Source organism: Actinophytocola sp. (genome assembly GCF_036555685.1).
Taxonomy (GTDB): Bacteria; Actinomycetota; Actinomycetes; order Mycobacteriales; family Pseudonocardiaceae; genus Actinophytocola.
Window position 1 is genome coordinate 13,473 of sequence record NZ_DATBKY010000267.1, and the last position, 24,496, is coordinate 37,968.

22 protein-coding genes are annotated in these 24,496 nt (G+C 72.0%); 6 read left to right on the forward strand and 16 right to left on the reverse strand.

The window, feature by feature from the left end; all coding sequences use genetic code 11:
• Positions 1–3: 3 nt before the first annotated feature.
• The 5 genes from VH969_RS27220 to VH969_RS27240 are packed head-to-tail and all read right to left on the reverse strand — an operon-like array spanning position 4 to position 4,095.
• Complete coding sequence (locus VH969_RS27220; RefSeq protein WP_331979263.1) at positions 4–1,248, reverse strand: cytochrome P450 family protein; 1,245 nt, start codon at positions 1,246–1,248, stop codon at positions 4–6.
• Positions 1,248–1,865, reverse strand: coding sequence for a GTP-binding protein (locus tag VH969_RS27225; protein ID WP_331979265.1), 618 nt, complete (start codon positions 1,863–1,865; stop codon positions 1,248–1,250). The genes VH969_RS27220 and VH969_RS27225 overlap by 1 nt, the downstream gene beginning before the upstream one ends.
• Positions 1,846–2,214 carry a DUF742 domain-containing protein gene (locus VH969_RS27230; protein WP_331979267.1) on the reverse strand — a complete coding sequence of 123 codons (369 nt, stop codon included), beginning with the start codon at positions 2,212–2,214 and terminating at the stop codon, positions 1,846–1,848. The genes VH969_RS27225 and VH969_RS27230 overlap by 20 nt, the downstream gene beginning before the upstream one ends.
• Positions 2,204–2,599: a roadblock/LC7 domain-containing protein gene (locus tag VH969_RS27235; RefSeq protein WP_331979269.1), complete on the reverse strand. Its 396-nt coding sequence runs from the start codon at positions 2,597–2,599 to the stop codon at positions 2,204–2,206. The genes VH969_RS27230 and VH969_RS27235 overlap by 11 nt, the downstream gene beginning before the upstream one ends.
• Entirely contained in the window at positions 2,596–4,095 is a 1,500-nt protein-coding gene (locus tag VH969_RS27240; protein WP_331979271.1) for a sensor histidine kinase, read from the reverse strand. Before VH969_RS27240 ends, VH969_RS27235 begins: the two co-directional genes overlap by 4 nt.
• A gap of 333 nt (positions 4,096–4,428) precedes the next feature.
• Between VH969_RS27240 and VH969_RS27245 the strand changes: the two genes are divergently transcribed.
• Entirely contained in the window at positions 4,429–5,244 is an 816-nt protein-coding gene (locus VH969_RS27245) for a class I SAM-dependent methyltransferase (protein WP_331979273.1), read from the forward strand.
• Positions 5,245–5,360: 116 nt separating this feature from the next.
• Here the strand turns inward: VH969_RS27245 and VH969_RS27250 are convergent, their stop codons facing one another.
• The 6 genes from VH969_RS27250 to VH969_RS27275 form a co-directional block, all read right to left on the reverse strand.
• Positions 5,361–6,296 (reverse strand): serine/threonine protein phosphatase, encoded by a 936-nt coding sequence (locus tag VH969_RS27250; protein ID WP_331979275.1) that lies wholly within the window; start codon positions 6,294–6,296, stop codon positions 5,361–5,363.
• 206 nt (positions 6,297–6,502) lie between these two features.
• On the reverse strand, positions 6,503–7,294 hold the full coding sequence (locus tag VH969_RS27255; RefSeq protein WP_331979365.1) for a DNA-formamidopyrimidine glycosylase family protein: 792 nt from the start codon (positions 7,292–7,294) through the stop codon (positions 6,503–6,505).
• Between the two features lie 263 nt (positions 7,295–7,557).
• Positions 7,558–8,124: a DUF4331 family protein gene (locus VH969_RS27260; protein ID WP_331979277.1), complete on the reverse strand. Its 567-nt coding sequence runs from the start codon at positions 8,122–8,124 to the stop codon at positions 7,558–7,560.
• 79 nt (positions 8,125–8,203) lie between these two features.
• Entirely contained in the window at positions 8,204–8,944 is a 741-nt protein-coding gene (locus VH969_RS27265) for a GNAT family N-acetyltransferase (protein WP_331979279.1), read from the reverse strand.
• Positions 8,945–8,998: 54 nt separating this feature from the next.
• Positions 8,999–10,243 (reverse strand): pyroglutamyl-peptidase I, encoded by a 1,245-nt coding sequence (locus VH969_RS27270; RefSeq protein ID WP_331979281.1) that lies wholly within the window; start codon positions 10,241–10,243, stop codon positions 8,999–9,001.
• A gap of 54 nt (positions 10,244–10,297) precedes the next feature.
• The gene (locus tag VH969_RS27275; protein ID WP_331979283.1) at positions 10,298–11,071 is read right to left on the reverse strand and encodes a pentapeptide repeat-containing protein; all 774 of its coding nucleotides are present in this window, start codon (positions 11,069–11,071) and stop codon (positions 10,298–10,300) included.
• A gap of 232 nt (positions 11,072–11,303) precedes the next feature.
• On the opposite strand from VH969_RS27275, the gene VH969_RS27280 reads away from it, so the two are divergent.
• Positions 11,304–12,311, forward strand: coding sequence for an RNA methyltransferase (locus VH969_RS27280; protein WP_331979285.1), 1,008 nt, complete (start codon positions 11,304–11,306; stop codon positions 12,309–12,311).
• Positions 12,312–12,416: 105 nt separating this feature from the next.
• On the opposite strand, the gene VH969_RS27285 is transcribed toward VH969_RS27280, so the two are convergent.
• On the reverse strand, positions 12,417–14,672 hold the full coding sequence (locus tag VH969_RS27285) for a M64 family metallopeptidase (RefSeq protein WP_331979287.1): 2,256 nt from the start codon (positions 14,670–14,672) through the stop codon (positions 12,417–12,419).
• Positions 14,669–16,525: a M6 family metalloprotease domain-containing protein gene (locus tag VH969_RS27290; protein WP_414638627.1), complete on the reverse strand. Its 1,857-nt coding sequence runs from the start codon at positions 16,523–16,525 to the stop codon at positions 14,669–14,671. Before VH969_RS27290 ends, VH969_RS27285 begins: the two co-directional genes overlap by 4 nt.
• A 367-nt stretch (positions 16,526–16,892) precedes the next feature.
• Between VH969_RS27290 and VH969_RS27295 the strand changes: the two genes are divergently transcribed.
• Positions 16,893–18,083, forward strand: a complete 1,191-nt coding sequence (locus tag VH969_RS27295) for a PucR family transcriptional regulator (protein WP_331979291.1) — start codon at positions 16,893–16,895, stop codon at positions 18,081–18,083.
• On the opposite strand, the gene VH969_RS27300 is transcribed toward VH969_RS27295, so the two are convergent.
• Positions 18,013–19,764, reverse strand: coding sequence for a chitinase (locus VH969_RS27300; RefSeq protein WP_331979293.1), 1,752 nt, complete (start codon positions 19,762–19,764; stop codon positions 18,013–18,015). The genes VH969_RS27295 and VH969_RS27300 overlap by 71 nt on opposite strands.
• Positions 19,761–21,332, reverse strand: a complete 1,572-nt coding sequence (locus tag VH969_RS27305; protein ID WP_331979295.1) for a chitinase — start codon at positions 21,330–21,332, stop codon at positions 19,761–19,763. The genes VH969_RS27300 and VH969_RS27305 overlap by 4 nt, the downstream gene beginning before the upstream one ends.
• A gap of 249 nt (positions 21,333–21,581) precedes the next feature.
• Here VH969_RS27305 and VH969_RS27310 point away from each other — a divergent pair, with 249 nt between their 5' ends.
• The 3 genes from VH969_RS27310 to VH969_RS27320 are packed head-to-tail and all read left to right on the forward strand — an operon-like array spanning position 21,582 to position 23,895.
• Positions 21,582–22,133 (forward strand): GNAT family N-acetyltransferase, encoded by a 552-nt coding sequence (locus tag VH969_RS27310; protein WP_331979297.1) that lies wholly within the window; start codon positions 21,582–21,584, stop codon positions 22,131–22,133.
• Positions 22,134–22,189: 56 nt separating this feature from the next.
• Positions 22,190–23,290, forward strand: coding sequence for an LLM class flavin-dependent oxidoreductase (locus VH969_RS27315; protein ID WP_331979299.1), 1,101 nt, complete (start codon positions 22,190–22,192; stop codon positions 23,288–23,290).
• Complete coding sequence (locus tag VH969_RS27320) at positions 23,287–23,895, forward strand: FMN reductase (RefSeq protein ID WP_331979301.1); 609 nt, start codon at positions 23,287–23,289, stop codon at positions 23,893–23,895. Before VH969_RS27315 ends, VH969_RS27320 begins: the two co-directional genes overlap by 4 nt.
• Before the next feature lie 93 nt (positions 23,896–23,988).
• On the opposite strand, the gene VH969_RS27325 is transcribed toward VH969_RS27320, so the two are convergent.
• Positions 23,989–24,429: a helix-turn-helix domain-containing protein gene (locus VH969_RS27325; RefSeq protein WP_331979303.1), complete on the reverse strand. Its 441-nt coding sequence runs from the start codon at positions 24,427–24,429 to the stop codon at positions 23,989–23,991.
• Positions 24,430–24,496: the final 67 nt, after the last annotated feature.

Here is a 24,496-nt window from a genome sequence, read left to right on the forward strand (position 1 = left end):
CTCCTAGAAGCGTGGTGGCGGGCCGGGGGGCGTGAAACGCACGGGCAGGCTGGCGGGGCACCGGGTCCAGGGGGACGGCAGCAGCATCACCTCGTCAGCGGGTATCGCCAACGTCACATCATGTAACCGGTGCAATGCGGTGTCGACCGCTATGCGGGTAATCATCCGGCCGGCGCGCTGCGCGGGGCACGCGTGCGGGCCGGCGCTCCACGCGAGGTGGGACCGGTTGCCGATCTCCAGCCACGGGTCGTTGGTGTGCACGCGCGGGTCGGCGTTCGCGGCGGCCATGCCGAGGATCAGCGCGTCACCCCGTTCGATGGGCTGGCCGGCGAGCTCGCAGTCGACGAGTGCGTAGCGCGCGGGCATGTTCGACATCGGCGGGTCGCGCCACAGGACCTCGTCGAGCGCGTCGTCGAGACCGAGCCGCCCGCCGCGCAGCCGGCCGGCGAAGCGCTGGTCGGCGAGCATCAGCCGCAATGTCTGCGCGATCCACGTCGCGGTCGTCTCGTAGCCGGCCGAGATCATCAGCACCATCGACTGCTGGATCTCGAAGTCGTTGTGCAGGTTGGGATGCCGCAGGAACTCGGCGGTCAGGTCGTCGGCGTGCTCGCGGCGTCGCTCGGCCATGGTGTCGCTGAGGATCCGCTCGACCTGCAGCGCCGGCTCGTGCGAGTCGGCCGCGGAGCTGACCAGGGCGATGAGCGCCATCCGCAGCTCCTCGCCCTGTTCCGGGCTGATGCCGAAGAAGCCGGCCACGGTCAGCATCGGCACCACGGCCGCGTACTCCGCCACGAGGTCGGCGGCGCCGCGCTGCTCGAACCCGCGGACGAGGTCGGCACACGTGGAGCGGATGAACCGGCTCATCCGGTGCTCGTCGAGGCTCGCGATGCCGTCGTCGATCGGGCCGCGCAGCCTGCGGTGCTTGTCGCCGTCGGCGAAGTACGCGTTGTCCCGCGGGAACATCATGGGCCCGAGCCCGGAGTCGGCCGTGACGACACCCTCGGTGAAGAGCCGCCAGTTGTTGGGGTCGCGGGAGAACAGCTGCTCGTTGCGCACCACCTGGCAGAGCTCGTGGTGGCCCATCACGAGCCAGGCGTGGATGCCCGGCTCGAGCTCGACGGGCGCGACCATGCCCCAGCGCTCCTGCAGCTCGCGGTACGCGGCTTGCGGGTCGGGCGTGACCGTGGTGGCGGACAGCGGCGTCAGGCCGGTCATGTCGATGAGCCGGCGGCGGTGTGTCGTTGGCATCAGGTGAGCGCCTTCGGGGATGCGGTGAAGTGGAGGGCGTGTTCGACGAGCGTGATCAGCGCGCCGGCCGAGGAGTCCCTGCTGCGCGCGTCGCACAGCACGATCGGGGTCTGCGGCAACAGGTCCAGCGCCTCGCGCAGCTGCTCGGTGCCGTACTTCGGGGCGTCGGGGAACTCGTTGACCGCCACGGCGAACGGCATCGTGGTCCGCAGCTCCAGCTGGTCGAGGACCTCGAAGCTGTCCTCCAGCCGCCGGGTGTCGACGAGGACGAGCACGCCGACCGCGCCCTCGGCGAGCCCCTCCCACAGGTCCCAGAACCGCCGCTGGCCGGGCGTGCCGAACAGGTACAGCACGATCTCCGGGTTGACCGTTATGCGCCCGAAGTCCATGGCGACCGTGGTCGTGGTCTTACCGTCCACACCGGACAGCGAGTCGACGCCGACGCTCGCGGAGGTCATCGTCTCCTCGGTGCGCAGCGGGGTGATCTCGCTGACCGAGCCGATCAGCGTGGTCTTGCCGACCCCGAACGCGCCGACGACGAGGATCTTGACCGACTGGACCACCGTGGCCGAGACGTAGCGCTCCGGCTTCGTCGGCTCAGAGTTTTCGCAGGCCATTGAGCACCTTCTCGAGCAGGGCGTGGTCGGGACGCGCGAAATGCGGCATGGCCGAGCGGATGGACAGGTGACCGGTGTCGACGAGGTCCGACGCGATCACCAGCACGAGGCTCACGGGTAACCTCAGGTGCGCGGCGGCCTCGGCGAGCGAGAGCACGCCGCGGCACATGTCGAGCAGCTCGCGCTGCTGCCGGGTCGAGGACACCGGCGGCGGCAGCTCGGGGTCGACGACCAGCAGCGTCTCCGGCCGGATCGTGTTGCGGGACGGGTGGGCGCGGCCGGACGTCCAGACGTACGGCCGCACCGGGTGGTCCGGGTAGACGTCCTCGTACACGGGGTCAGCCGGCACGGGTCGGGGTGCTCAGCGTCCGCTCACCGATCCGCAGGACCTGCGCCTGCATCTGCTGGGCGACGAGCGCCGGGTCGATCATCGCCTCGGTGACCACGGCGAGCCGCGAGCCGTCACCGGCGCCGCGGACGAACAGGAAGCCGCCGTCGAACTCGACCATCACCTGGCGCGGCACGGCGCCGGTGCCGAACTCCCTGCTGATCCCGTGCCCCAGGGAGGCGAGGCCCGCGCAGGCGGCCGCGAGCTTGTCCGCGACGTCGGGCGGGGTGTGGTCGGTGCGCACCTTCAGCAGGCCGTCGGCCGAGAGCACGACGACGTGCCGCACGCCGCGCACCGTTCTGATCTGCTCCAGCATCCAGCTGTTGTCGCCGGGCTCGGCAGTCATCCCTGTTCCTCCCGGGTGTCATCGGTGCGGTCGTCGTCGGGTTTGCCTTCCTCCAGGTCGCCGGCGGAGCTGAGGAAGGCGCCCATCCACTCGCCCGCCTGCTCGGCGGTCTGGTCCGGCTCGGCCGAGCTCGGCCAGTCCACTTCGGACTTTCGGGCTGCCTCCGCGCGGCGGGACCTGCGCCGCGGAAGCTCGGGCAGCTCGCCGGAGGTCGGCACGGCGGCGACGTCGTCGTCGGCCCGCACGTGCTGCGCGCCGCGGCGGGGCATCGACTCCGGCAAGGTCTCGGGCAGCGGCTTTGGGGCGGGCTCGGGGATGCTCTTGCGCTCGGCGCGCCGGGTGAGCACGTGCCCGCCGCCCGCGACCATCCCGGCCGGGGCGACCGGCTCGGTGAGGTCGGCCGGCACGAGGACGATCGCGCGCAGGCCGCCGTAGACCGACTCCGTGATGTCGACGCGGAAGCCGTGCCGGCGCACGTACGCGCCGACGACCGGCAGGCCGGTCTGCGGGATTTCGCCGAGGTCGGCCAGCGTGATCTTCCGGCGGCCGGACGCGATCTCGCGGACCTGCTCGAGCCGGCTGTCGTCGAGGCCCACGCCGCCGTCGTCGATCTCGATGACCGCGCCGCGCTGGACGTGCCGCAGGGACACGAGGACCTGGGTGGTGGGCGGCGACGACTGCGTGGCGTTGGCGAGCAGCTCGGCGAGCATGTGCACGAGCGGCTCGACGACCCGGGCGGACACGGCGACGCCGGGGTCGCCGGACACCTCGACGCGCTGGTACGCGGTGATCCGGCCGGCCGCACCGCGCACGACGTCGGCGAGCGGCAGCGCCTCGTGCCACTGCTGGCCCGGCCACTCGCCGCAGAGCGCGGCGAGGCTCTGGGCGTTGCGTGCCTGCTGGGCGGCCGCGTGGTCGACGCGCATGCTGGTCTGCAGCACGTCGGCGTCCGTCGGGTGCCGCTGCACCATCCGCGCGGCCTCCTCCTGGATGCGGTGCGCGGAGGCCTGGACCTTGCGACCGAGGGCGACGACGGCGGCCTGCACGGCGTCACGGTCGGCGAGCTGGTCCTCGCGGACCCGGCCGAGCTGGTCGACGGCCCGGCCGAGCAGGGTCGAGGTGACGTCGTCGCCGCCGGGATCCGGCAGCGCGGGCGGCGTGTGCCCGTTGTTCAGCGCCGGGAGCTGGTGGTCGACGATGTTCTCGAGCGCGGCCCGGCGGGTCTCGGCGAGCGCGGCGAGGTCGGCGTTCTCCTCGTCGAGGTGCTGCAGCTCGTCGAGGTGCTCGCGGCCGGTGCGGTTGGCGAGCAGGGCACCGGTCGTGACGAGCGCGATGGCGGCGACACCGAGTGCGACCCACAGGATCACCCACGTGGCGCCGTCCGCGGAGTTGCGCAGGAAGAACGGGGAGGCGAGGACGTAGGCGGTGACGGCGCCGACGCAGATCCACAGTCCCGCGTACCGCTGCCTGGGCGGCCCGGGCTGGCTAGCTGTCATGATCACCTGTTGCGTGCATCGATGGGGACGGACAGGGCTGCCCGGAGCGGTGAGACTCCCCGGCACGGGCATTACCCCGCACGGAAGCCGGGCAATCGTCCTCTCGGCGCAACGCCTTCCCCAGGGTGGCGTCACTCCTTAACCGTGTGCACTTCTCCGACCGCAGCGAGACACGAGCGTATCGGAAGGGTCAAGCCGGTGTGTAAGCGCAGTCACTTGTCCGGGTAGCCCCCGGTCAGGGCACGCGGCCGTCCCGGGTACGGGCAGTGCTCGCCCTTGTGCGCGGCCGGCAGCGAGATCCGGCAGCGCGTGCGGCGCCAATAGGGTGACCCCGTGGAACGGGACGGGCGGCTACTTCACGCGTCTTCGTTCGGCGCGGCCGCGGGCGCCTACGCCGAGCACCGCCCGGACTACGCGCCCGCCGCGGTGCGCTGGGCGCTGGAGCCCGCGCCCGGCCCGCGAGTGCTCGACCTCGGGGCGGGAACCGGCAAGCTGACCGGCACGCTGGTCGCGCTGGGCGTCAACGCCGTCGATGCCGTCGATGCCGTCGGTGCCGTCGACGTCGTCGCGGTCGAGCCCGACCCGGCGATGCTGACCGAGATGCGTCGCGCGCTGCCGGCGGTCCGCGCGCTGCCGGGAAGCGCCGAGGCGATACCGCTGCCGGACGCGTCCGTCGATGCCGTGCTGGCCGGAAACGCCTTGCACTGGTTCGACATGGCCGTCGCCGGGCCCGAGATAGCCAGGGTCCTCGCACCCGGCGGCATCCTGGCCGGCCTGTGGAACGTCATGGACGACCGGGTCGACTGGGTTGCCGGCCTCGAGCGGGTCAGCGGAACGGCGGCCGTCGGCCCGCGTGACACGCTCGGCCACTGGCGCGCCGCGACGGCAGCCTTGCACCTTCCCAAGACCGGCGGGGTCGCTCGGTTCGGCTCGCCCGAACAGGCGGAGTTCCCGCACGGGCACCGCCGCACCGCCGACTCCCTCGTCGCGACGATCGCGACGCGCGCCGGGGTGCTGGTCATGCCGCAACAGGAAAGAGAGGCCACGCTCGACCGGATTGGCGCTTTCCTCGCGAGCAGACCGGAGACCACGAGCGGCGAATTCACCCTCCCGATGCTGACCGGTGTGCTGCGGGTCCGGCGGCTGTGAAGGCACGCCTCGCCGCCCGCACCGGATCGCAGTCACGGCAAGCAATCGGAAGCGATGCGGCGCAGCAGCTCGATCACCGCACATACCGGCTCGGGGCGGGACCCGGCCTGGTCCGCCTACATGTCGGGGTATTCCGCGTGGATGTCGCCGCCGAACAGTCTCCAGTAGAAGGCGTTCATCTTCGCCGCCGCAGGTGCGTGCCGGGTCAGGATCGCGGCCACCACTGGCGGCACGTCATCTGGGACGTGACCAGCGGCGCACCGGAGTACGAACTCGTTGCGGGCCACCGGGCCACCGCCCGCCGGCACCGGTATCCCGCAGACGTCGGTTGCCAACCAGTTGACCAGTCGCATGGCGGCGTAGCCTTGGTCGTGCGTGACGTGGCGTTCGGCGAAGTCACTCTCGACGGCGGACAGGTCGAAATACGGCGATGTGGCCAGCCCGAAGTCGCCGAGGTAGATCCGCTCGCCGTCGGTACGCATGTTGCCGAAGTGTCCGTCCATGTGCAGTAGCCGCCGATCGCGCAGGAACATCACTATCTGTGACAGCTGCCGCTCGGCGGTGGCGGCCTTGTCCGCCGGGTTCTCGTGCAGCCAGTCCACCATCGGGTGCGGGATGTACTCGCAGAACAGCACGAGGCTGCATGACGCGGCGGCCAACGCTTCGAGACGGGCACGCACGGCTGGGCAGTCGTCCAGGGCGTCGACAACGGTGTCGATGTCAGCGTGTTCGGCCGCGACCGGGGAACGGCCAGGCAGCACCCGCCAGTGGTAGGTCACCGGGAACGACTGTGTTTCGCCGGCCAAAACGGCGTCGGTCACGATGAGGTTCGCTGCCAGTTCGCGCCACGCGTTGAATCCCGGCCCACCGACGCCGTACTGGCAGTACACCGGCAGATCGAACAGGTTCGCGGTGGAGCCCGGGCTGGCCAGCTCCCGGTCGGTCAGCGGGATGCGCTTGACGAACACCGGTACACCGTCGACGTCGAGGACCACCGAGCCGCCGCCCACACCCACGCTGTTGGGTCGCCCCGTTTCCACGAGCGCGGCCAACTCGGTGTCGCAGCGGGAAGCCAGAAAAGCCGAGAGTTTGTCGTGGCGAGCGCGCCTGGCAGGTATCACCTCACGACTGTGACACAAACCATGCCGTTGGCCGGCCACGGTGGGCCGTCCCCGTGATCACGGGGAGATCGGCGTCCTGTACGCAGAGCGCGTGGAGCTGCACGGCGGCCGGTCGCGGTCTGACGACCAGCCGATCCTCACGGGCGCGCTCCCGGTTGGCAACGCGGGCAGAAGTAGGTGACTCGTTCGCGGGACGCGGCGCCCTGGTTGGCCACCACCACCCGTCCGCCGCAGCGCAGGCAGCCCGTGCGCTGCCGGCCGTACACCCACGTCTCACGACCCCGTCGCGGGTCGCCCGTGGTGTTGCGGATCGGGCGCAACGCGTTCCGCAGCAACAACTCCCGTGCCGTGGTCACCACCTTGCCGGGGTCCACTTCAGACACCGGAGTCCACGGGGAGACCCCCAGCAGGAAGCACACCTCGGACTTGTAGACGTTCCCGATGCCGGCCATGACCGTCTGGTCGAGTAGGGCCAGGCCCAGCTGGCGGGCCGGGTCGCGGGTCAGGCGCTCGACGGCCGTCGCGGAATGGGTTGGGGTCCAGGTCGGGTCCAGGAGGTCCGGGCCCAGGTGGCCGACCAGCCGGGACTCCTCGTTCACGCGGACCAGGGCCAGTTCCACCAGGCTCTGGCCCAGGGCGAGCGTGTCGTCGGTCTCGAGGATCACTCGCGTCTTGTGGCTCACCGGTGCGCGCCGGCGTGGGTCGTGCAGGCCCCAGGAGCCGTCCATGCCCAGATGGTTGTGCAGGCTCACGTCCTGGAAGCGGATGAACAGGTGCTTGCCGACCGAGGCGACCTCCGTGACCACCCGGCCCACGAGATCCACAGTGGACAGCCGGGGGTGGCGGAGGTCCGCGCGCCGCAGCGTGGCGCCGGCCAGCGCCTTGTGCAGCCGCTGTGCCGTCCGGTAGACGGTGTCACCCTCGGGCACGCCGTCCCACCCGTTCGGCCGATGTTCCACGCACGCGGCCAATCTAGGCTCCTCCCGCCCACGCCCGCCAACGTGAGGAGCGGCCACGAGCATCGACGGGCTCGGCGCGCTCGTGGCCTGGCAGGCGCGCTCGTCGCCGGTGTCGTCGGGTTCGCCACGCGCAACGTTCCCCGCGGCGGTGGGCGGGGCGGCGATCCTCGTACCGGGCAAGGTCGTCGCGCCCGGTCAGACGGCCGCGGCGGTCGACGTTCCGACCGACCGGATCAGCCGGTGCTGATGGCGTCGAGCCCCACGTGGAGGTCGACGTAGAAGGGTTCGTCCCTCGGGCCGGCGAACGACGCTACGCCGCCGGAGGCCTTCGCAACAAACCTGCTCGTGTCCCGTGCGTTGGCTGGCACCGACTTCAGCTTGATGTTGTCGGGAGCCGCCTGAAGATCGCTCGTGACATCCGTCAACCGCAGCGGAAGGTCGGTGCGGTACGTCGCGTAGTAGAGGTCGTAGGACTGAACGAAGTCCAGGATCTTGTCGATGTGGATGTAGCGCGCTTGGGGCTCCAACTTGCTGAAGTAGGGCCCACCCGCCGGGTTTTCCATCGAGACCCAGCTGGCGACGGCGGTGATCCTGCTCGGGCCATCAGACAAGGCGAAGGCGTAGATGTCGGTGTTGTCGGCCGACGGATCGAGCATGATCCGGGGTGCCTCGCGGTGCGAAGATCCGAGCACACCGGCGGAAACCAGGTTTCCGGCGCTCATCACCCCACCCGCAATGGCTGCGGTGGCGAGGCCGACCGCGGCTGCCGCGCCGACCAACCGTGCCTGGAACTTTCGCATCGTGACTCCTCAGTCGCGACACCGCTGGTGGTGTCGCCCAGGAGCTATTCGGTGCACACCTGCGATCGGGTTGGACGGCTCAGGTGAGCCGCAGGTGCAGCATGTCGTCGGCCGGCCGGTACCCCACGCGGGCGTACAGCCGCTGCTCGTCGACGCCGGCCGGGGTGAGGAACACCGTATGCGCGCCGCGCTCGTGCACGGCCCCGGTCAGCCACGCGGTGAGCGCCGCACCGAGGCCGCGCCGCCGGAACGCCGTGCGCACGGCGATGCCGGCGACCTCGGCGGTGCCGTCGACGACCGGTTCGGCCGACCCGCCGCCGGCGGGCTCGCCGGTCCGGGCGTCGCGGGCGTACACCGACAGCCCACCCTTCGCCAGCCAGGCGCGCGCCCCCGCCACATCGGGCGCCGTGGTGTCCTCGAACGCCTCGTGCTGGGCGGTGAGCATGCCCTCGAGGTCCACATCGGAATCCGGAACCAGCAGCTCGATCCCGTCCGGCGCGGGCGGGACGACGAGAGCGTCCGGCGGGCAGAGCATGACCGGGATGCGGCGCTCCACGGCGTAGCCCGCCTCGAGGAGGAGCTTCTCCGCGGCGGGTGAGGTGGTGGCGAGGAACTCCAGGCGCGGCAGGTTCCGGCCGCGGTAGGCCTCGGTCAGCGCGTCGACGTCGGCGCGGGTCGGCCGGGCGCCGTCGTCGGGCACGGCGTAGTTCAGGTACGGGTTGTCCGAGCTCGGCGAGAACGTCGCGAGGAACGGACCGATCTGCTCGGTGGCTCGGCCCGATGCCGCCGCGCGGCGGATGTGGGCTTGCAAGGCGGACACGGCCCGACACTAACGGCGCGCGCCAGCGGTTTTCGCCGGCGCGCGCCGCGGTGGTCAGAGCGTGCCGGCGGCGACGACGAGCACGCTGCGGACCTGGTCGACGATGTCGCGCTGGTTCGCCTCGAACACCGGGTCGGTCAGCTCGGTCGTGTTGTTCGGAGCGAACTCCAGGACCGGAGTGTGCAGGTGCCCGCCGGGGATGGTGAGGCCGAGCGCGTCGCGCAGCAGCGTCGCGCGGTACGCGATCTCGTTGGACAGGTAGTCGCCACCGCCGCCCTGGCGCGCGGTCGAGCCGGGCGTGGGCCCGTTGGGCTGGGTCACCGGCTGGGTCTGGCCGGCGGGGATCTCGACGACCGAGGTGTGGTCGAACACCGGGAAGCGGCCGGTGTTCGCGGCGACGATCTGCGCGTAGGGCAGCGTGGTCGGCACGAACTCGGGCGCGGGCTCGACGGTCGGCACGCCGGGCGGGATCGGGATCACGCCGGTGCTCGACACGTTGTCGTTGTCCGGGTAGCCGCCACGCCAGCGGCCGTTGTACCGCTCGACGTCGAACCGGCCGACGCGGCCCTGGCTGATCGTGGTGAACATGTCGACGCGGCCGAGCTGCGGCAGGAGGGTGTGCTCGACGACGCCCTGCGCGAACGGGCCCCAGAGCACGGGGAACATGGCGGTCTCGATGCGCGCGGGCCCGGCCGCGGTCTGGATGACGGTGCCGTCGAGGGCCAGCGCGACCGCGCCGGACGGGTTGCTGCGCCGGATGTCCTGGTCGAGCTGGAACGGGTCGAAGCCGGTCACGAGGATGCGGCTGGCGCCGTCCGGGTAGCCGATCGAGTCCTGGCCGCGGGATGCCCGGTCGAGCGTGCCGATCAGCTCCGCGCGCCGGTCCGCGGAGAGCGGGAACGAAGGCGTCCACTGCCGCAGCGCCTTGGTGAGCTGCAGGCGCGCCCAGTACAGCGGCCGGTCGTCGGTGACGGGCAGGCTGCCGGCCGGGATGCGGCCGTGCGCGCGGGCGACCGCGGCCTCCCACAGGACGCGGCCCTGCACGCGCATGGCCTGCTCGGCCACGTGGTCGCTGCGCAGGTGGCACAGCGCGGGCGTGAAAGCCTGCGCGAACCGGTCGAACCCGCTGCGGCGGAGCACCTCGCCGGGCGCGGGCAGGGCGAGCCGCTGCTCCTCGACGGTGAGCGGCGCGCTCGGGTCGGCGCAGGTGGGTGGCGCCGCCGCGGCGGCGACCCCGGGCACGACGGCGGCTGCGGTGCCGAGTAGGACCACGATCAACAAGCGGGCCAGCGGTTTCACGGGTACTCCCTCGCTCGGTATGGCTGTGGGAAACATACCGACCGAAGGCCGTTGTCAGTTGCTCCAGTGCGGTGGTCGGTCGAGGCCGGCGGGGAGCCGGGTGCGCCCGTCGCCGCGGGCGGCGTTGACCTGGAACTGGGTGAGGAAGAGCGCCGTGCGGAGGTCGGCGCCGCGCACGTCGGCCCCGCGGAGGTCGGCGCCGATCAGGTCGGCCCGCCGGAGGTCGGCGCTGGTGAGGTCGGCGCCGATGAGGTAGGCGCCGCGCAGGTTGGCCGACTCGAGGTCGGCGCCCCGCAGGTCGCGGCCCATGAGGTCGGCGCCGCGAAGCTGCCGGCCCTTGCCGCGGACGAGCTCGCTGGCTCGGAGGAGCCAGCGGTCGACCGCCCCGCGGTGCTCGTCGATCTCCCGCCTGCCGGGGTTCTCGGCGGCGAGACGCTCGGTGCCGGCCATGGCCTTGCGGAGGTCGTCGTGGATCGGGGTCGTGGCTGGTCGGGACAGTGCGTCGGTGAGGTACCAGAGCAGCTCGTGCACGTCGCGCATCGCCGCGAACCTGGCGAACATCGGCCCGGCCGTCTCCGGGCGCGTGCGCCAGTCCTCGCCGAACTCCGCCGCCACCCGCTGGCCCGCACCGAAACAGTCGTACACCGTGCAGCCCGCGAAGCCCCGGTCGCGCAGCTTCTCGTGGATGCCGCAGCGGAAGTCGGCCAGCAGGTTCGGGCACGGCGTTGCGGCCGGCTTGTCGATGGCGAAGTCCGCCGAGCGCGCGAACGCGGGCGCGACGCAGCACAGGCCGAAGCAGCGGCCGCAGTCGGCGCGCAGGTCGGGCACGGTGCTCCTCCATCAGGTCGGCCGTCCACGGTAATCCGGTCGCGCCGGGCGCCGGTGGCCGGATACGGTCCGCTCGTGACTTTCCGACGGTGACGTGACCGCTGGCGAGGCGCGGCCGTGGGCCCGCCGCCAGTGATGCGGGATGGCGTGGCGCCGTTCCGGGTCACGTCGTGGGAGTCACCATGCGATCTTCTTCCCGGCGTCCGGTCATCCGCACGCCGCGGTGACGGGCGTGCGCCTGCTGGCGCGCACGGTCCGGGGCATCGAACACCTCGTGGCGGCGGAGGTCGCCGGGATCGGCCGGGTGGACCGGATCAGGCATCGCGAGGTCTGGTTCACCGCGCCCCCGACGCCGGCCGTGCTGGACCTGCGCACCGCCGACGACGTCTTCCTGATCGGGGCGGTGTGCCGCGGGATCGGCCGCACGCGAGCGGACCTGGCACGGGTGACGCGGGCGGCGGCGCGCCTGCCGGACCTGGCGGCGGTTCGTGCGCGGTGTGGTGGTCCGCCGGCTCCGCCGTGCGATTCGCCGCCGGCCACCGCCGGCCCGGTGACGGAGGTCGTCGCGTCGTTCGTGGGGCGGCGGAACTTCAGCCGCTACGACCTCGAGGACGCGGCCGGCGCCGCCCTGCCTGGGTACGTGTCGCGCCGCCGGTCACGGGTGCCCGCCGCCGCGTCGTCGTGGCGGCTCACCGTGGCGGGTGACGAGGCGGTGCTGGCGCTGCGGGTGGGGGGCCGGCCGCTGCACCGCAGGCCGTACCGGACGCGGTCGGTGCCGGGGAGCCTGCACCCGCCACTGGCCGCCGCGCTGGCCCGGCTCGCGGGGGTGACGCCGGCGATGACCGTCGTGGACCCGTGCTGTGGCGCCGGCACGCTGCTGCTCGAGTCCCCCGGCTGCCGGTTCGGGCTGGACGAGTCGCGGGCGGCGGTGGCGTGTGCGCGGGCGAACGGCCTGGCGGCCGCGGCCGTCGCGGATGCCGGGCGGTTGCCGGTGGCGTCCGCGAGTCTGGACCGGGTGCTTGTCAACCCGCCCTGGGACCGCCAGGCCACCTCGCTCGGTTCGCTCGCCGCGGAGCCGGCGCGGCTGTGGCACTCGGTCCGGCGGATCCTGCGCCCGGACGGCCTGGTGGCCGCGGTCCTGGCGGAGCCAGACTTGCCGCGCTGCCTGCGAATAAGGACCACGGTGCGGATCCGGGTGGCGGGCCGGCCGGTGCACCTGGTGCTGGCCGAACCCGCCTGACCCGAAACTGTCGGTCCCCCGGCGTAGCGTCGAAGCCGGGGGACCCCGGGGGGTGCGAACGGTCCATTCGCACCGGGTTCACTTGATCGGGCTGGGTTTCACTCCTCAAAGGGTTGCGCACTGGCCCGTCTTCGGGCCTCGCACGGTGTTCGGTACGCGGAGGTTCGTCGGGACCGGGGTGTTTCCCGTGCAGGACAGCGAGCCCTGCAACGTCACGCCGGCCACCACCGGACCCAGAAGGGTTTCGTTGCCGGACAACGACACCGGGCCGCGGACCCGGCCGCCCACCAGCGTCACGTCCGACGTGCCGGCGGCCGACACCGAGCCGGCCACCGTCGAGCTCAGCAACTCCACCGCGGACGCGGACGACGCCGACAGGGCGCCGGAGATCGTCGAGTCCGACGCGACCAGGCCCGCACCCGGACCGACCGTCACCGGACCCGAGACCACGGCCGACGACAGGCACGTCACGCCGGAGCGGACGACCAGCGGGCCGCGCACCCGGCCCGACAACGTCGACGTGCACGCGGGCGGCGGCGGGATCAACGTCGCGGCGAAGGATGACGCCGCGCCGATGTTGCCGCTCGGGTCGACGGCCCGGTACTCGATGACGTGCCGGCCGTAGTTCGGCGTCGCGTCGTCCCACGGGACCAGGCGGGGCTTGCCCAGCTTCCCGTACACCAGGTCGTCGATGTTCGTCCCGCTCGGGGTGAAGTGGAACGGCTCGTCGGGATCGGTCGGCCAGCCGTAGTAGTGGTACCAGCCGTCCCCGTCGGTCCGGAACTCGCGCACGACGTACCCCGGAGTGTCGTCCGTACCGGTGAGGCTCATCGTGAACGGTCCGTTGTAGATGTGCTCCCCGCCGGCCCGCAGCAACGGCGGCGAGAGCGAGTACGCCGCCGACGGCAGGCCCGCGTCCACCGTCCACGTCAGCGTCGACGAGCCGACCGACGCGGAAAGCGTGTGCGTGCCGGACAATCTCAGCGGGGCCAGCGACACCGCACGGTCGTTGCCGCCCACCGCGAGGGGACTGCCGTCCAGCGACCAGGACACCGCGGGCACCGAGTCCACCGGATGCGTCGTCTCCGCGTACACGACGTCGGCGCCACCGACCGGGTGGTCCGTCGGCGTCGACTGCGTGAACGCCGGGGCCACCGGGGACGGCGGCGTCGACACCGACGTGTCGACCGTCCACGTGCGACTCTGGGTCAGCGCGGCCGACGCCCGCACGGCCGGGTCGCGGACGAACGGCGTCGGGTCGACCACGGCGACGGTCAGCGTGTGCACCCCCGGCGCCAGGTCGAGCGACGCCAGGTCCACGCTCCGCGCGCCGTCGACGGGCAGTACGGCCCCGTCCAGCGTCCACGTCACGGCCAGCTGGTGGCTGACCGGATACATCGTCTCGATCCACACGACGCGATCGGAACCGATCGGCGCGTCGGACGCGGTGGCGGCCGACAGGATCGACGTCTTCGCCGAGATCCGCTGCGTCATCCGTTCGCGGGCCACCTGGTCGAAGTAGTAGCCGAGCGAGCGCATCATCGAGTGCTCGCTGGGCTTCCACACGCCGGTGTCGGCGTACAGGCCACCCTCGTACCGGCCGATCACGCCGCCGGACTCGGACGGCTCGCCCAGCCAGCGCCACCATTTCCGGTGCTGCGCCAGCATCTCCTGCTCGGTGAGCAGCGTGTGGTGGATCGACGGCGGCTCGCCGCCCTCGTACGGCGCGCCCCGCACGCCGCGCTGGTAGTAGTCGTACTCGTCGTCGAGGCCGCCCAGCGAGTGGCCGAGCTCGTGCGGCGTGATCAGCGCCGAGAGCGCGTTGCCGCCCGACGCCGTGGCGTTCGCGCCGCCGGCGCCGCCGTAGGTGTCGCTGTTGCCGAGCGCCAGCAGCTGCCGGTTCGCTCGCGTGGTGCCGGGCACCATGTCGGCGTACCGGTTCGCCGCGGCGCTGTCCGCGACGAGCAGCCGCTGCACCGAGGCCGGGTTGCAACCGCCCCAGAATCCCATGTTCAGCGGCGTGTCCCGCTGCGGGGCGGTCAGCGACGGGTCACAGTCCACACCGGACTCCGCGGACACGACGGCCACCGCGTACACGTTGACGTAGCTGCGGTAGGACTTGAACGGCTCGATCGTCCACAGCGTGTTCAGGTGCTTGTCCACGTCGGCGCGGAACTCGGCCTGCTCCGCCTCGGTGTAGCCGTCGCCGACGATCACCATGTTGAACCGGTGCGCCGGGTCGCCGGTCACCTGGATCGGCACGACCGTGGCGTCACCCGGGTCGGCGTGCGCGGGTGCGGCGGTCACCGCGACCGCCGCACCCGTGACGAGCGCGAGCGCGGCGGCCGCGATGCGTCTCATCGCGCCGGCACCGTGCAGGTCGCGGTGGCCGTCTTCGAGGGATCGCTCTCGGATGTCGCCGTGAGGTGCACCCTCGCCACCCGCGCGGCGGACGGGGACCCCTTGGCGTACACCGAGACCTGGGCCAGCGACCCGAACCCCGCTGTGGCCAGCTGGTTCGGCACCGCGATGGTCCAGCCGCGACCGTCCACATCGGCGGACAGGCGGTAGACGTCGCCGTTCAGGTACCGGGAGACGTCCTCCGGGTGCTGGCCCGCCGGCGTCGCCGACCGGCCGGAGTTGAACAGCGGGAACCGGCATGTCGCCAGGCCGCCGTGGCCGGGATGGCTCACGGTCGGGTAGAGCTTGACGCCGCGCCGCTGCGGGCCCGCGCCGTCCAGCGACTTGACGGCCACCGTGTAGGTCAGCTCGCCCGCCTTGTCGCGCTTGACGTCGAGCACGTAGAAGTGCAGCCGGTTGGCCTCGTCCACGTACTCGTACTGGCTGCCGGAGTCGTTGCCGGCGTGGAACAGCGCGTCGGACAGCTGCCGGTAGTCCCCGATGGTGATCGGCACCCGGGTGCCGTTCGGCCGCACGAAGTCGGTCATCCCGATGTCCTGCGGGTTCGCGTCGACGACCCACTCGAACGGCGCCCGGTCCTGGTTCTTCGTCTTCGCCAGCAGGACGCCTGCGTCCGGGGTGAACGAGTCGGCGCCCATCCGGTCCACGACCTCGACGGTGTAGTTGTCGTAGCCGCCGCCGTCGCAGAACGGGTCGGTGTCGACGTCACACGCCGGGCTCAGGTCACCGGTGTCGAACTGGACGTTGATGCCGGACAGACCGCTCGCTGCGGGCTGGACGCTCCGGGCCGTCACCTTCGCGATCACCAGACCGGAGTCGGCGAGCGCCTCACGGGACAGCCGCAGCACGTTCGCCTCGTCGACCATCGCCAGCTTGATCTTGTTGCGCAGCATGTGCTGCGCGCCCATCGAGCTGCCGCCGGTCGCCGGGATCATCCAGCGGCTGTGCGGGCCGCCCGGGCCGTTGAACGTGCCGCGCGAGAGCATCTCCCAGATGCCGGAGTACGCACGCCTCGGCGGGACGCTGAACGGGTTGTTGTAGTTGTCGCCGATCCCGAGGATGTGGCTGAACTCGTGCGCGTAGGTGCTCTGGCCGGAGCTCTCCGCCTGCGTGGAGGTGCCGCCACCGGCGTTCGGCCAGATCGTCGAGCCGGCCGCCCACGAGGTCCAGTCCACGTACCGGGTGTCGACCCAGTTCGGCAGGCTCGGGTCCGGCGGGCCGAACTCGTCGGTGACGTCCTCCTTGTTCTCGAACTTCATCGGGCCGAACTCCTGCCAGGTCGACGACTCGTCCTGGCCGGCCGAGAGGAAGAACACGAAGTCGAACGAGTTCGCGACGTCCTCGCCGACATCGGCGATCCACGCGGCCCGCGCGTCCGTGCGCAGGTTCCGGTCACAGCTGTCACCGGCCGGGCAGCCGGTGTCGCCCTGGAACTCCATCGCGTACTCGTAGGACTTGCCCGGCATCTGGTACGCGCCGAACGCGGTCAGGTCCACGCCGTAGCGGCCGCCGGAGTCCTCCATCCAGTACTCGTGGATGGTGTGCCCGTGGTTGAGCGCCTCGGGCTTGTTCAGGAAGTCCTGGTAGTACTGCGCGACCTCCGCGCGCGGGATGTCGTGCGCCTCGGCGGTCGGGTTGCCGAAGACCGTGGAGTTCTGCGGCTGGGTCACCACGAACGGCTGGTTCGGGTAGTCGGCGAGCACGAGCGCGCCGCGGAACTGGCGCACCGAGCCCTCCTTGGTCGGGTCGACCCAGTTCGTGTTGGGCGGCCTGCGGTAGTCCGCCCACGTCATGTCGTCGGGGTTCTGCCAGTCCTGCGGGTCGATCGCGGCCGGGAAGCCGGCGTTCGTGACGCGCTTCGACTCGGCGGGCAGGGCGCCGGGCGCGGACGACTGCCACGGCTGCTGCTGCGGCCAGTTGTCGTACTGCCAGGGGTGGGACGGGGTTTCCGGGGGCGCTGCGGATGCTGTGGCGGGGCCGGACACGACCCCGGCGACGAGCGCCGTGGCCGAGAACAACGCCGCTACCAGCAGGGAGTGGCGGATCACGTAAAGGACGCTAGACCGGCTGTTGACCCAACTCACCGATCCGTTGTAGGGAACGTGCTGCGCACCGTCCGACATTCGTCGAAACGGCCTGCTCACCCTGCGGAGGTTCGCCGTGCCCGAGACCCTGCAACACCTCGTCGACGAGCTCGCCTTACGCATCGGCCGGCCGGTGCTGCTCGAGGACCACGAGCAGCGGGTGCTGGCCTACAGCGAGCAGGACGGCCCGATGGACGACATCCGTCGCGAGTCGATCCTGCGCCGGCACACCACCGCGGAGGTGCGCGACCGCTACCGCGCGGCCGGGATCCTCGCCGCGCGCGGGCCGCTGCGCATCCCCGGTGCGGCCGGCGCGCTCGACCGCGTGTGCGTGCCGGCCCGGCATCGCGAGCGGCTGCTGGGCTTCGTGTGGCTGATCGACGCCGGCCCCCCGATGTCCGACGAGGACGTGGCGATCGCCGCGAAGACCGCGCCCGCGCTCGCGCTGACGTTGTTCCACGACAGCCTCGCCGCGGGCCTGACCTCGCGCCGCGAGGCCGAGGCCGTGTCGGCAGTGCTGCTCGGTGACCGGGCGGCCGCGCGGGAGGGCGCGCGGCTGCTGGTCGAGGCCGGCGGGTTCGCCGGCGACGAGCCGGTGACCGCGCTCGTCGTGCGGCCCGTGCCGGCCTCCGTGGCGCTGGCGGACGGCCTGCTCGCCGCGCGGGCGCGGCTCGCGTGCCGGCCGCTGCACCTCGTACGCGGTGACCACGGCGTGCTGCTGTGCCCGGGCCGCCCGCCGGACCCGGTCGAGGTGGGCACGCTCACCGGGGTGCCGGCCGTCGTCGGCGCCGGCGGCCCGCGCGCGCTGGCCGACGCGGCGGAGTCCTACCGGGAGGCGCTCCACGCCGCGGAGGTGGCGCTGCGGGTGCCGGGCTACGGGCCGGCCGCGTCGTGGTCCTCGCTCGGCGTGTACCGGATGCTGTCGACGGCGCCGTCGGCACTGCCGGCGCAGCTGCACCCCGGCTTGGAGCGGCTGCTCGCCGACCCGGCCAGCCGGTCGCTGGTCGAGACCCTCGAGACGTACCTCGACCTGGCCGGCAGCGTGGTCGCCACGGCCCGGACGCTGCGGCTGCACCGCACGTCGCTGTACTACCGGCTGCAGCGCGTCGAGCAACTCGCCGGTACCGACCTGCACGACGGCGACGAGCGGCTGATGCTGCATCTGAGCCTCAAGATGGCGAGGCTCACCGGCCGCCTCACGGGAGGGAGCCGAGGAACGGCTCGTGGTTGTTCTGGAACTCCCATCCGTAGTACCGGTCCCAGTTGATCGACCATGTCATCAGGCCGCGGATGCCCGGTGACGCGCCGCCGCGCAGCGTGTAGCCGCCGCAGTTCTGGTTGCGGGCCAGGCAGTTCAGCGCGTCGTGCACCGGGCCGGGCGGCGTGTAGCCGTTGCCCGCGCTGACCGCGGCCGGCAGGCCGAACGCGATCTGGTCCTCGCGCAGGCCCGGGAACGTCTGGCCCGTGTTCGCCACCGGGAAGCCGGCCTTCACCATGTCGGTCATCGCGATGTGGAAGTCCGCGCCGCCCATGTTGTGGTACTGGTTGTCCAGCCCCATCACGGGTCCGGAGTTGTAGTCCTGCACGTGCAGCATGGTCAGCGCGTCGCGCAGCGCGTGGATCACCGGCAGGTACGAGCCGGTCCGGTTGTCGCCCCCGCCCGCGCCGCCGTAGAACTGGTAGCCGACCTGGACGAAGAAGGTCTCCGGCGCCATCGTCAGCACGAAGTCGTCGCCGTACCGGGACTTCAGCGAGCGCAGCGCGCCGATGAGGTTGACGATCACCGGCGTCGTCGGGTTGCGGAAGTCGGTGTCACCGGGGTTCAGGTACAGCGAGTGGCCCTCGAAGTCGATGTCGAGCCCGTCCAGGCCGTACCGGTCGATGATCGCCGACACCGAGGACACGAACGCGTCCCGGGCGGCCGTCGTGGTCAGCTGCACCTGGCCGTTCGCGCCGCCGATCGAGATCAGCACCTTCTTGCCCCGCGCCTGCTTCGCGCGGATGGCGGCGACGAAGTCGGCCTCGGACTCGACGTTCGGGCACTCGGCGACCGGGCACAGCCGGAACCGGATGTCGCCCGACGTGGGCGAGGTCGGCTCGCCGAACGCCAGGTCGATCACGTCCCACGCGTCCGGCACGTCCGCCATCCGCACGTACCCGGAGCCGTTGGCGAAGCTCGCGTGCAGGTAGCCGATCAGCGCGTGCCGCGGCAGGTCCGCCTGCTGGCAGCCGGCCGTCGTGGCGGACACGGACGCGCTGCGGGCCGACTCGCCCGCGTCGTTGTACGCGGCCAGCGTGTACGAGTGCGACGAGCAGGCGGCCAGCCCGGAGATCGTCGCCGACGTGGCGGAAACCGTTGCCCGCACGGCGGTTCCCTCGTACACCCGGTAGCCGGTCGCGCCGGGCACCGCCGGCCAGGACAGCGCGATCGACGACGCGGTCACCGAGCCGACCCGCGGGGCGCCGGGCGCGGCCGGCACGCCCGGGGCGCCGCCGCCCGGACCGTCGAGCACGACGTCGTCGGCGTGGTAGGTGCCCGCGCCGTACCAGCCGTGCAGGTACAGCTGGGCCGACGTCTGCCCGGCGGCGGTGGTGAACGTCAGCGACAGCTGCGCGTACGCCGCCGGGGCGTTCCATGTGGACGGTCCGCCCGTGATGCCGAGGTAGACCGGGTTGCCGCGCACCCACGCGGACACCGTGTACGTCGTGTTCGGCAGCACGGACACGGTCTGCGTGCACTGCGCGGTGTCCGATGCCGTGGCGGTGGCGGCCAGCGCGTACGAGCCGGAGTGGGCCGGACTCGTGACCACCGTGCCACCCGGGCACGACCAGCCCGACAGCGAGCCGTCCTCGAAGCCGGCGTTGGTGAGCAGGTTGGCCGCCTGCGCCGGGGTGGCGAGGGCCAGCAGCACGAGCAGCGCGGACACGGCCGCGGCCACGGCCCTCATGGCAGCGTGTCCAGGTGCGGCGCGACCGTGCGCGCGAAACCGTTGCCGTTCGCCACGTCCCAGTTGACCGACCACGTCATCGCACCGCGGATGTCGGGGTAGGTGCGGGGCGGGTGGAACGAGCCGCAGTTCGTGCCGCGGGCGAGGCAGTCGAGCGCGTCGTCGACCACCGACGGCGCGACCACGCCGCCACCCGCCGCGCCCGGGCCGGCCGGCAGGCCGACGGCCACCTGGTCGGGCCGGAGCCCGTTCTCCAGCTGGATGCACGCGAGCGCGGTGATGAAGTCGACCGTGCCCTGGCTGTAGGCCTGCGACTGGTCGCAGCCGAGCATCGAGCCGGAGTTGTAGAACTGCGTGTGGACGACCGTGAGGATGTCCTTGATCGCGAGCGCCAGCGCGAAGTACGAGCCGCCGGTGGACTGCATGTCGATCGTCTGCGGCGCCATCGTGATGATCAGCTCCGAGCCGGCCTGGCTGCGCAGGCTGCGCAGCGCCTGGGCCATGTAGGTCGGGTTGAGGCCGTTCTCGAGGTCGATGTCGACGCCGTCGAAGCCGTAGCCGGCCATGATCGCGTGGACGCTGTCCGCGAAGTTCGCCGCGGACGTGGAGTCGCCGACGCTCACCCGGCCGGCCTCGCCGCCGACCGAGAGGATCACCTTCTTGCCGCGCGCGTGCAGGGTGGCGATGTCGGCCTTGAACGCCTCGTCCGAGTACCCGCCGAGCGCGCTCGACAGGCCGGGGTCGACGCCGAAGCGGACCGCACCGGGCGTCGAGGTGGCCTCCGCGAAGGCGACCGCGACCAGGTCGTACTCGTCCGGCACGGCCGACAGGCGCAGCTCGGTGGCCGGGTTGACGAAGTTGTGCCAGTAGCCGGTGAGGAGGTGTCGTGGCAGGTCGGCCTGCTGGCAGCCGGCCGTCGTCGCGGACACGGACGTGCTGCGGGCCGACTCGCCCAGCCCGTTGTAGGCGGCCACGGCGTAGGTCCGCGAGCTGCAGGCGGGCAGGCCGGAGATGGTGGCCGAGGTGCCGGCGACCGTCGCGCGGACGCTGGTGCCCTCGTAGACGCGGTAGCCGGTGACCGTGCCCGAGGCCGCGCTCCAGCCCAGCGTGATGCTCGACGCCGTCGTCCCGGTCACCCGCACGCCTCCCGGCACGCCGGGCACGCCGGGCTGCGGGTCGCCGCCCCCGCTCGCGCAGTCCGCGCCGTTGACCCGGCAGTTCAGCGGCGCGCCCGGCCCGGTGCCGAGGAACCCGAAGGTCGCCGACGCGCCCGGGGCGAGGCTGCCGTTGTACTCGCGGTTGGCGAACGTGTGGTGGCTTCCGCTCGTGGTGAGCAGGGCGTCCCAGTAGCTGCCGAGGGTGGTACCGGCTGGCAGGTCGAACTCGACCCGCCAGCCGGTGATCGGGGTGGTGGCGCCGTTGGTGACCGTGAACCGGCCTTCCCAGCCCGAGCCCCAGTCGGACACCTTGGCGAAGGTGGCGCGCTCGCCGGCGGCGCTCGCCACGGGCGCGACGGTGCCGAGACAGGCAAGAATGACCGTGACGAACAGAACGAGGGGACGCTTCATCGCGACGACCTCCGGGTAGGCGCGCGGTGAGCAGGGAGGCACCGCGCGTTACCTAAATGTCTAGACCAATAACCGCATGTTGTCTAGTCCAATCTTGGAAGGACGCTGTCGCGCGGGATCACCGCAACCTCAGGGGGACCGTGACGGCACTCAGACACAATCACGTCGACCATCGGCACCATTCGCTGGTACGCGACCAACACTGTGAATCCCGGGGAGGCGGACCCAGCCCAATCTGGGGAGGAACGGATGAGGATCGACGTCGACTGGCTGCCCGCGGAGGCGGCCGAGGACGGCGCGACGATGGCGGCGATCAGCGACCTGATCAACCGCGTCTACAAGGTGGCGGAGCAAGGCCTGTGGGTCGACGGCGCCGCCCGGACGACTCCGGCGGAGGTGGCCGCGCTCACCCGGGCCGGGGAGATCGTCGTGGCCAGGGTGGACGGGCGGCTGGCCGGGAGCGTCCGGCTGCGGGTGCTCGGCGACGACCTGAGCGAGTTCGGCATGCTCGTCTCGGCGCCGGAGCACCGCTCGATCGGGATCGGGCGGGAGCTCGTGCGGTTCGCCGAGCGGCAGAGCCGGGCCGGTGGCCGGTACGTCATGCAGCTCGAGGTGCTGGTGCCGCGCGAGTGGTCGCACCCGTCGAAGGAGTTCCTCGCCGGGTGGTACGGCCGGCTCGGCTACGGGCTGGTCCGCGTCGGCACGGTCGACGAGGCCTACCCGGAGCTCGCTCCCCTGCTCGCCACCCCGTGCGACTTCCGCATTTACCACAAGGATCTGCGGGAATACCTCAACCGGTAGCCTGCGTTGACGCGAATAGTTGAACGAGCAACTAGCTGAGGAAGTGGCTGAGAGTGATGCAGTTCGGGATCTTCACGGTCGGTGACGTGACCATGGATCCGACCAACGGCACCACGCCGAGCGAGCACGAGCGGATCAAGAACATGGTGCGCATCGCGCTCAAGGCGGAGGAGGTCGGGCTGGACGTGTTCGCCACCGGCGAGCACCACAACCCGCCGTTCGTGCCGTCCTCGCCGACCACCATGCTCGGCTACATCGCGGCGCGCACGCAGCGGCTGATCCTGTCCACGTCCACGACGCTGATCACCACGAACGACCCGGTGAAGATCGCCGAGGACTTCGCGATGCTGCAACACCTCGCGGACGGCCGGGTGGACCTGATGCTGGGCCGGGGCAACACCGGTCCGGTCTACCCGTGGTTCGGCCAGGACATCCGCCAGGGCATCCCGCTCGCGATCGAGAACTACGCGCTGCTGCACGACCTGTGGCGAAAGGACGTCGTCGACTGGGAGGGCAACTTCCGCACACCGCTGCAGGGCTTCACGTCGACGCCGCGGCCGCTGGACGGCGTGCCGCCGTTCGTGTGGCACGGCTCGATCCGCAGCCCGGAGATCGCCGAGCAGGCCGCCTACTACGGCGACGGCTTCTTCGCGAACAACATCTTCTGGCCCAGGGAGCACTACATGCGGCTGATCCGGCTGTACCGGCAGCGGTTCGCCCACTACGGGCACGGCACGCCGGAGCAGGCGATCGTCGGGCTCGGCGGCCAGGTGTTCATGCGGAAGAACTCGCAGGACGCCGTGAACGAGTTCCGGCCGTACTTCGACAACGCGCCGGTGTACGGGCACGGGCCGTCGCTCGAGGACTTCATGGCGCAGACGCCGCTGACCGTCGGCAGCCCCCAGCAGGTGATCGACCGGACGCTGCAGTTCCGCGAGTACTTCGGCGACTACCAGCGCCAGCTGTTCCTGATGGACCACGCCGGCCTGCCGCTGAAGACCGTGCTGGAGCAGCTCGACCTCCTCGGCGAACAGGTCGTGCCGGTGCTGCGGTCGGAGCTCGCCCGGGTGCGGCTGCCCGAGGTGCCGGACGCGCCGACGCACGCGTCACTCGCCGCCGCCCGGGCTTCCGCCGAAGAGAAGGTGACCGTCGAATGAGGACACTCGTGGTGGTGTCGGCCGGCCTGACCGTGCCCTCCTCCACCCGGCTGCTGGCCGACCGCCTCGCGGCGGCGGTCAGTGGCCAGACCGAGGTGCGCGTGGAGGTCGTGGAGCTGCGCGACCTGGCGGGCGACATCGCGAACAACTTCGTGACCGGCTTCGCCTCACCCCGGCTCGCCGAGGCCAAGGCCGCGGTGACCGCGGCGGACGGCCTGATCGCCGTCACGCCGATCTTCACCGCGTCCTACTCCGGGCTGTTCAAGTCGTTCTTCGACGTGCTGGACCAGGACGCGCTGATCGGCAAGCCGGTCCTGATCGCCGCGACGGGCGGCACGGCGCGGCACTCGCTCGCGCTGGAGCACGCGCTGCGCCCGCTGTTCGGCTACCTGCGGGCGGTCGTGGTCCCGACGGCGGTCTACGCGGCGTCGGAGGACTGGGCCTCCGCCGGCGAGGACGACCTGGCGCACCGTATCGCCCGCGCGGCGGGCGAGCTGGCGGAGCTGATGGAGGGCCGCCCGCCGACGCGGGAACCGGCCGAGGAGACGGTGATCCCCTTCGAGCAGCAGCTGGCCGCGCTTCGCATGCCACGCAAGCAATCCTGACCCCGTAAGTCCCAACCAGACGGCGCCTTCCCGCTCGGGGAGGCGCCGTTCGTCATGCGCGGTCGGGCTCGTTCTCCTTACGGTGGACCCGATTCACGAAACCCGGCGCGCCGGGGTGACCCGGCCGCCGATTCGCCGGGAGACCGCGTGCGCGAGGTCGGTGACCAGACGGGAAAGCCGTTCCGACGGCGCCCCGGGGGAAACCTGACCGCGGAGCCGGAGCGTGAGACCCGCGACCGGGTGACCGTCGTGGCTCAGCACCGGGGCGCTGAACTCCGCCGGCCGCGGCGGCGACACGATCCGCCGCCAGTTCGCGGCGAGGTGGTAGTTCGCGGTCGTCTCGTCACGGCTGACGATGTCGAGGTCCTCGAGCGTGCCGAGCACCCGGTGGACCGACGACTTCGGCAGGCCGGACGCGTCGACGAGGCGGGCGAGCCGCAGGCCGTCGGGGCTGCCGGAGAGCAGCTCGAGCAGCCGGAACGCGTTGCGTACGGACCGGCACGAGGCCGGACCGTCCTGGTTCTCGGTGCTCATGCCGATGCTCACCAACCTTCCGCCGGTCCGCTCGCGGCTTCTCCTCGCGTGCCAGATGTGAAACGTA

What these genes read in the sequence shown, in the direction of transcription:
- VH969_RS27260 (WP_331979277.1), bottom strand. Translation starts at nt 8,124, where the DNA reads ATGCGAAAGTTCCAGGCACGGTTGGTCGGCGCGGCAGCCGCGGTCGGC.
- VH969_RS27240 (WP_331979271.1), bottom strand. Translation starts at nt 4,095, where the DNA reads ATGACAGCTAGCCAGCCCGGGCCGCCCAGGCAGCGGTACGCGGGACTG.
- VH969_RS27220 (WP_331979263.1), bottom strand. Translation starts at nt 1,248, where the DNA reads ATGCCAACGACACACCGCCGCCGGCTCATCGACATGACCGGCCTGACG.
- VH969_RS27235 (WP_331979269.1), bottom strand. Translation starts at nt 2,599, where the DNA reads ATGACTGCCGAGCCCGGCGACAACAGCTGGATGCTGGAGCAGATCAGA.
- VH969_RS27315 (WP_331979299.1), top strand. Translation starts at nt 22,190, where the DNA reads ATGCAGTTCGGGATCTTCACGGTCGGTGACGTGACCATGGATCCGACC.
- VH969_RS27325 (WP_331979303.1), bottom strand. Translation starts at nt 24,429, where the DNA reads ATGAGCACCGAGAACCAGGACGGTCCGGCCTCGTGCCGGTCCGTACGC.
- VH969_RS27305 (WP_331979295.1), bottom strand. Translation starts at nt 21,332, where the DNA reads ATGAAGCGTCCCCTCGTTCTGTTCGTCACGGTCATTCTTGCCTGTCTC.
- VH969_RS27310 (WP_331979297.1), top strand. Translation starts at nt 21,582, where the DNA reads ATGAGGATCGACGTCGACTGGCTGCCCGCGGAGGCGGCCGAGGACGGC.
- VH969_RS27225 (WP_331979265.1), bottom strand. Translation starts at nt 1,865, where the DNA reads ATGGCCTGCGAAAACTCTGAGCCGACGAAGCCGGAGCGCTACGTCTCG.
- VH969_RS27320 (WP_331979301.1), top strand. Translation starts at nt 23,287, where the DNA reads ATGAGGACACTCGTGGTGGTGTCGGCCGGCCTGACCGTGCCCTCCTCC.
- VH969_RS27290 (WP_414638627.1), bottom strand. Translation starts at nt 16,525, where the DNA reads ATGACGTGGGCGGACTACCGCAGGCCGCCCAACACGAACTGGGTCGAC.
- VH969_RS27300 (WP_331979293.1), bottom strand. Translation starts at nt 19,764, where the DNA reads ATGAGGGCCGTGGCCGCGGCCGTGTCCGCGCTGCTCGTGCTGCTGGCC.
- VH969_RS27285 (WP_331979287.1), bottom strand. Translation starts at nt 14,672, where the DNA reads ATGAGACGCATCGCGGCCGCCGCGCTCGCGCTCGTCACGGGTGCGGCG.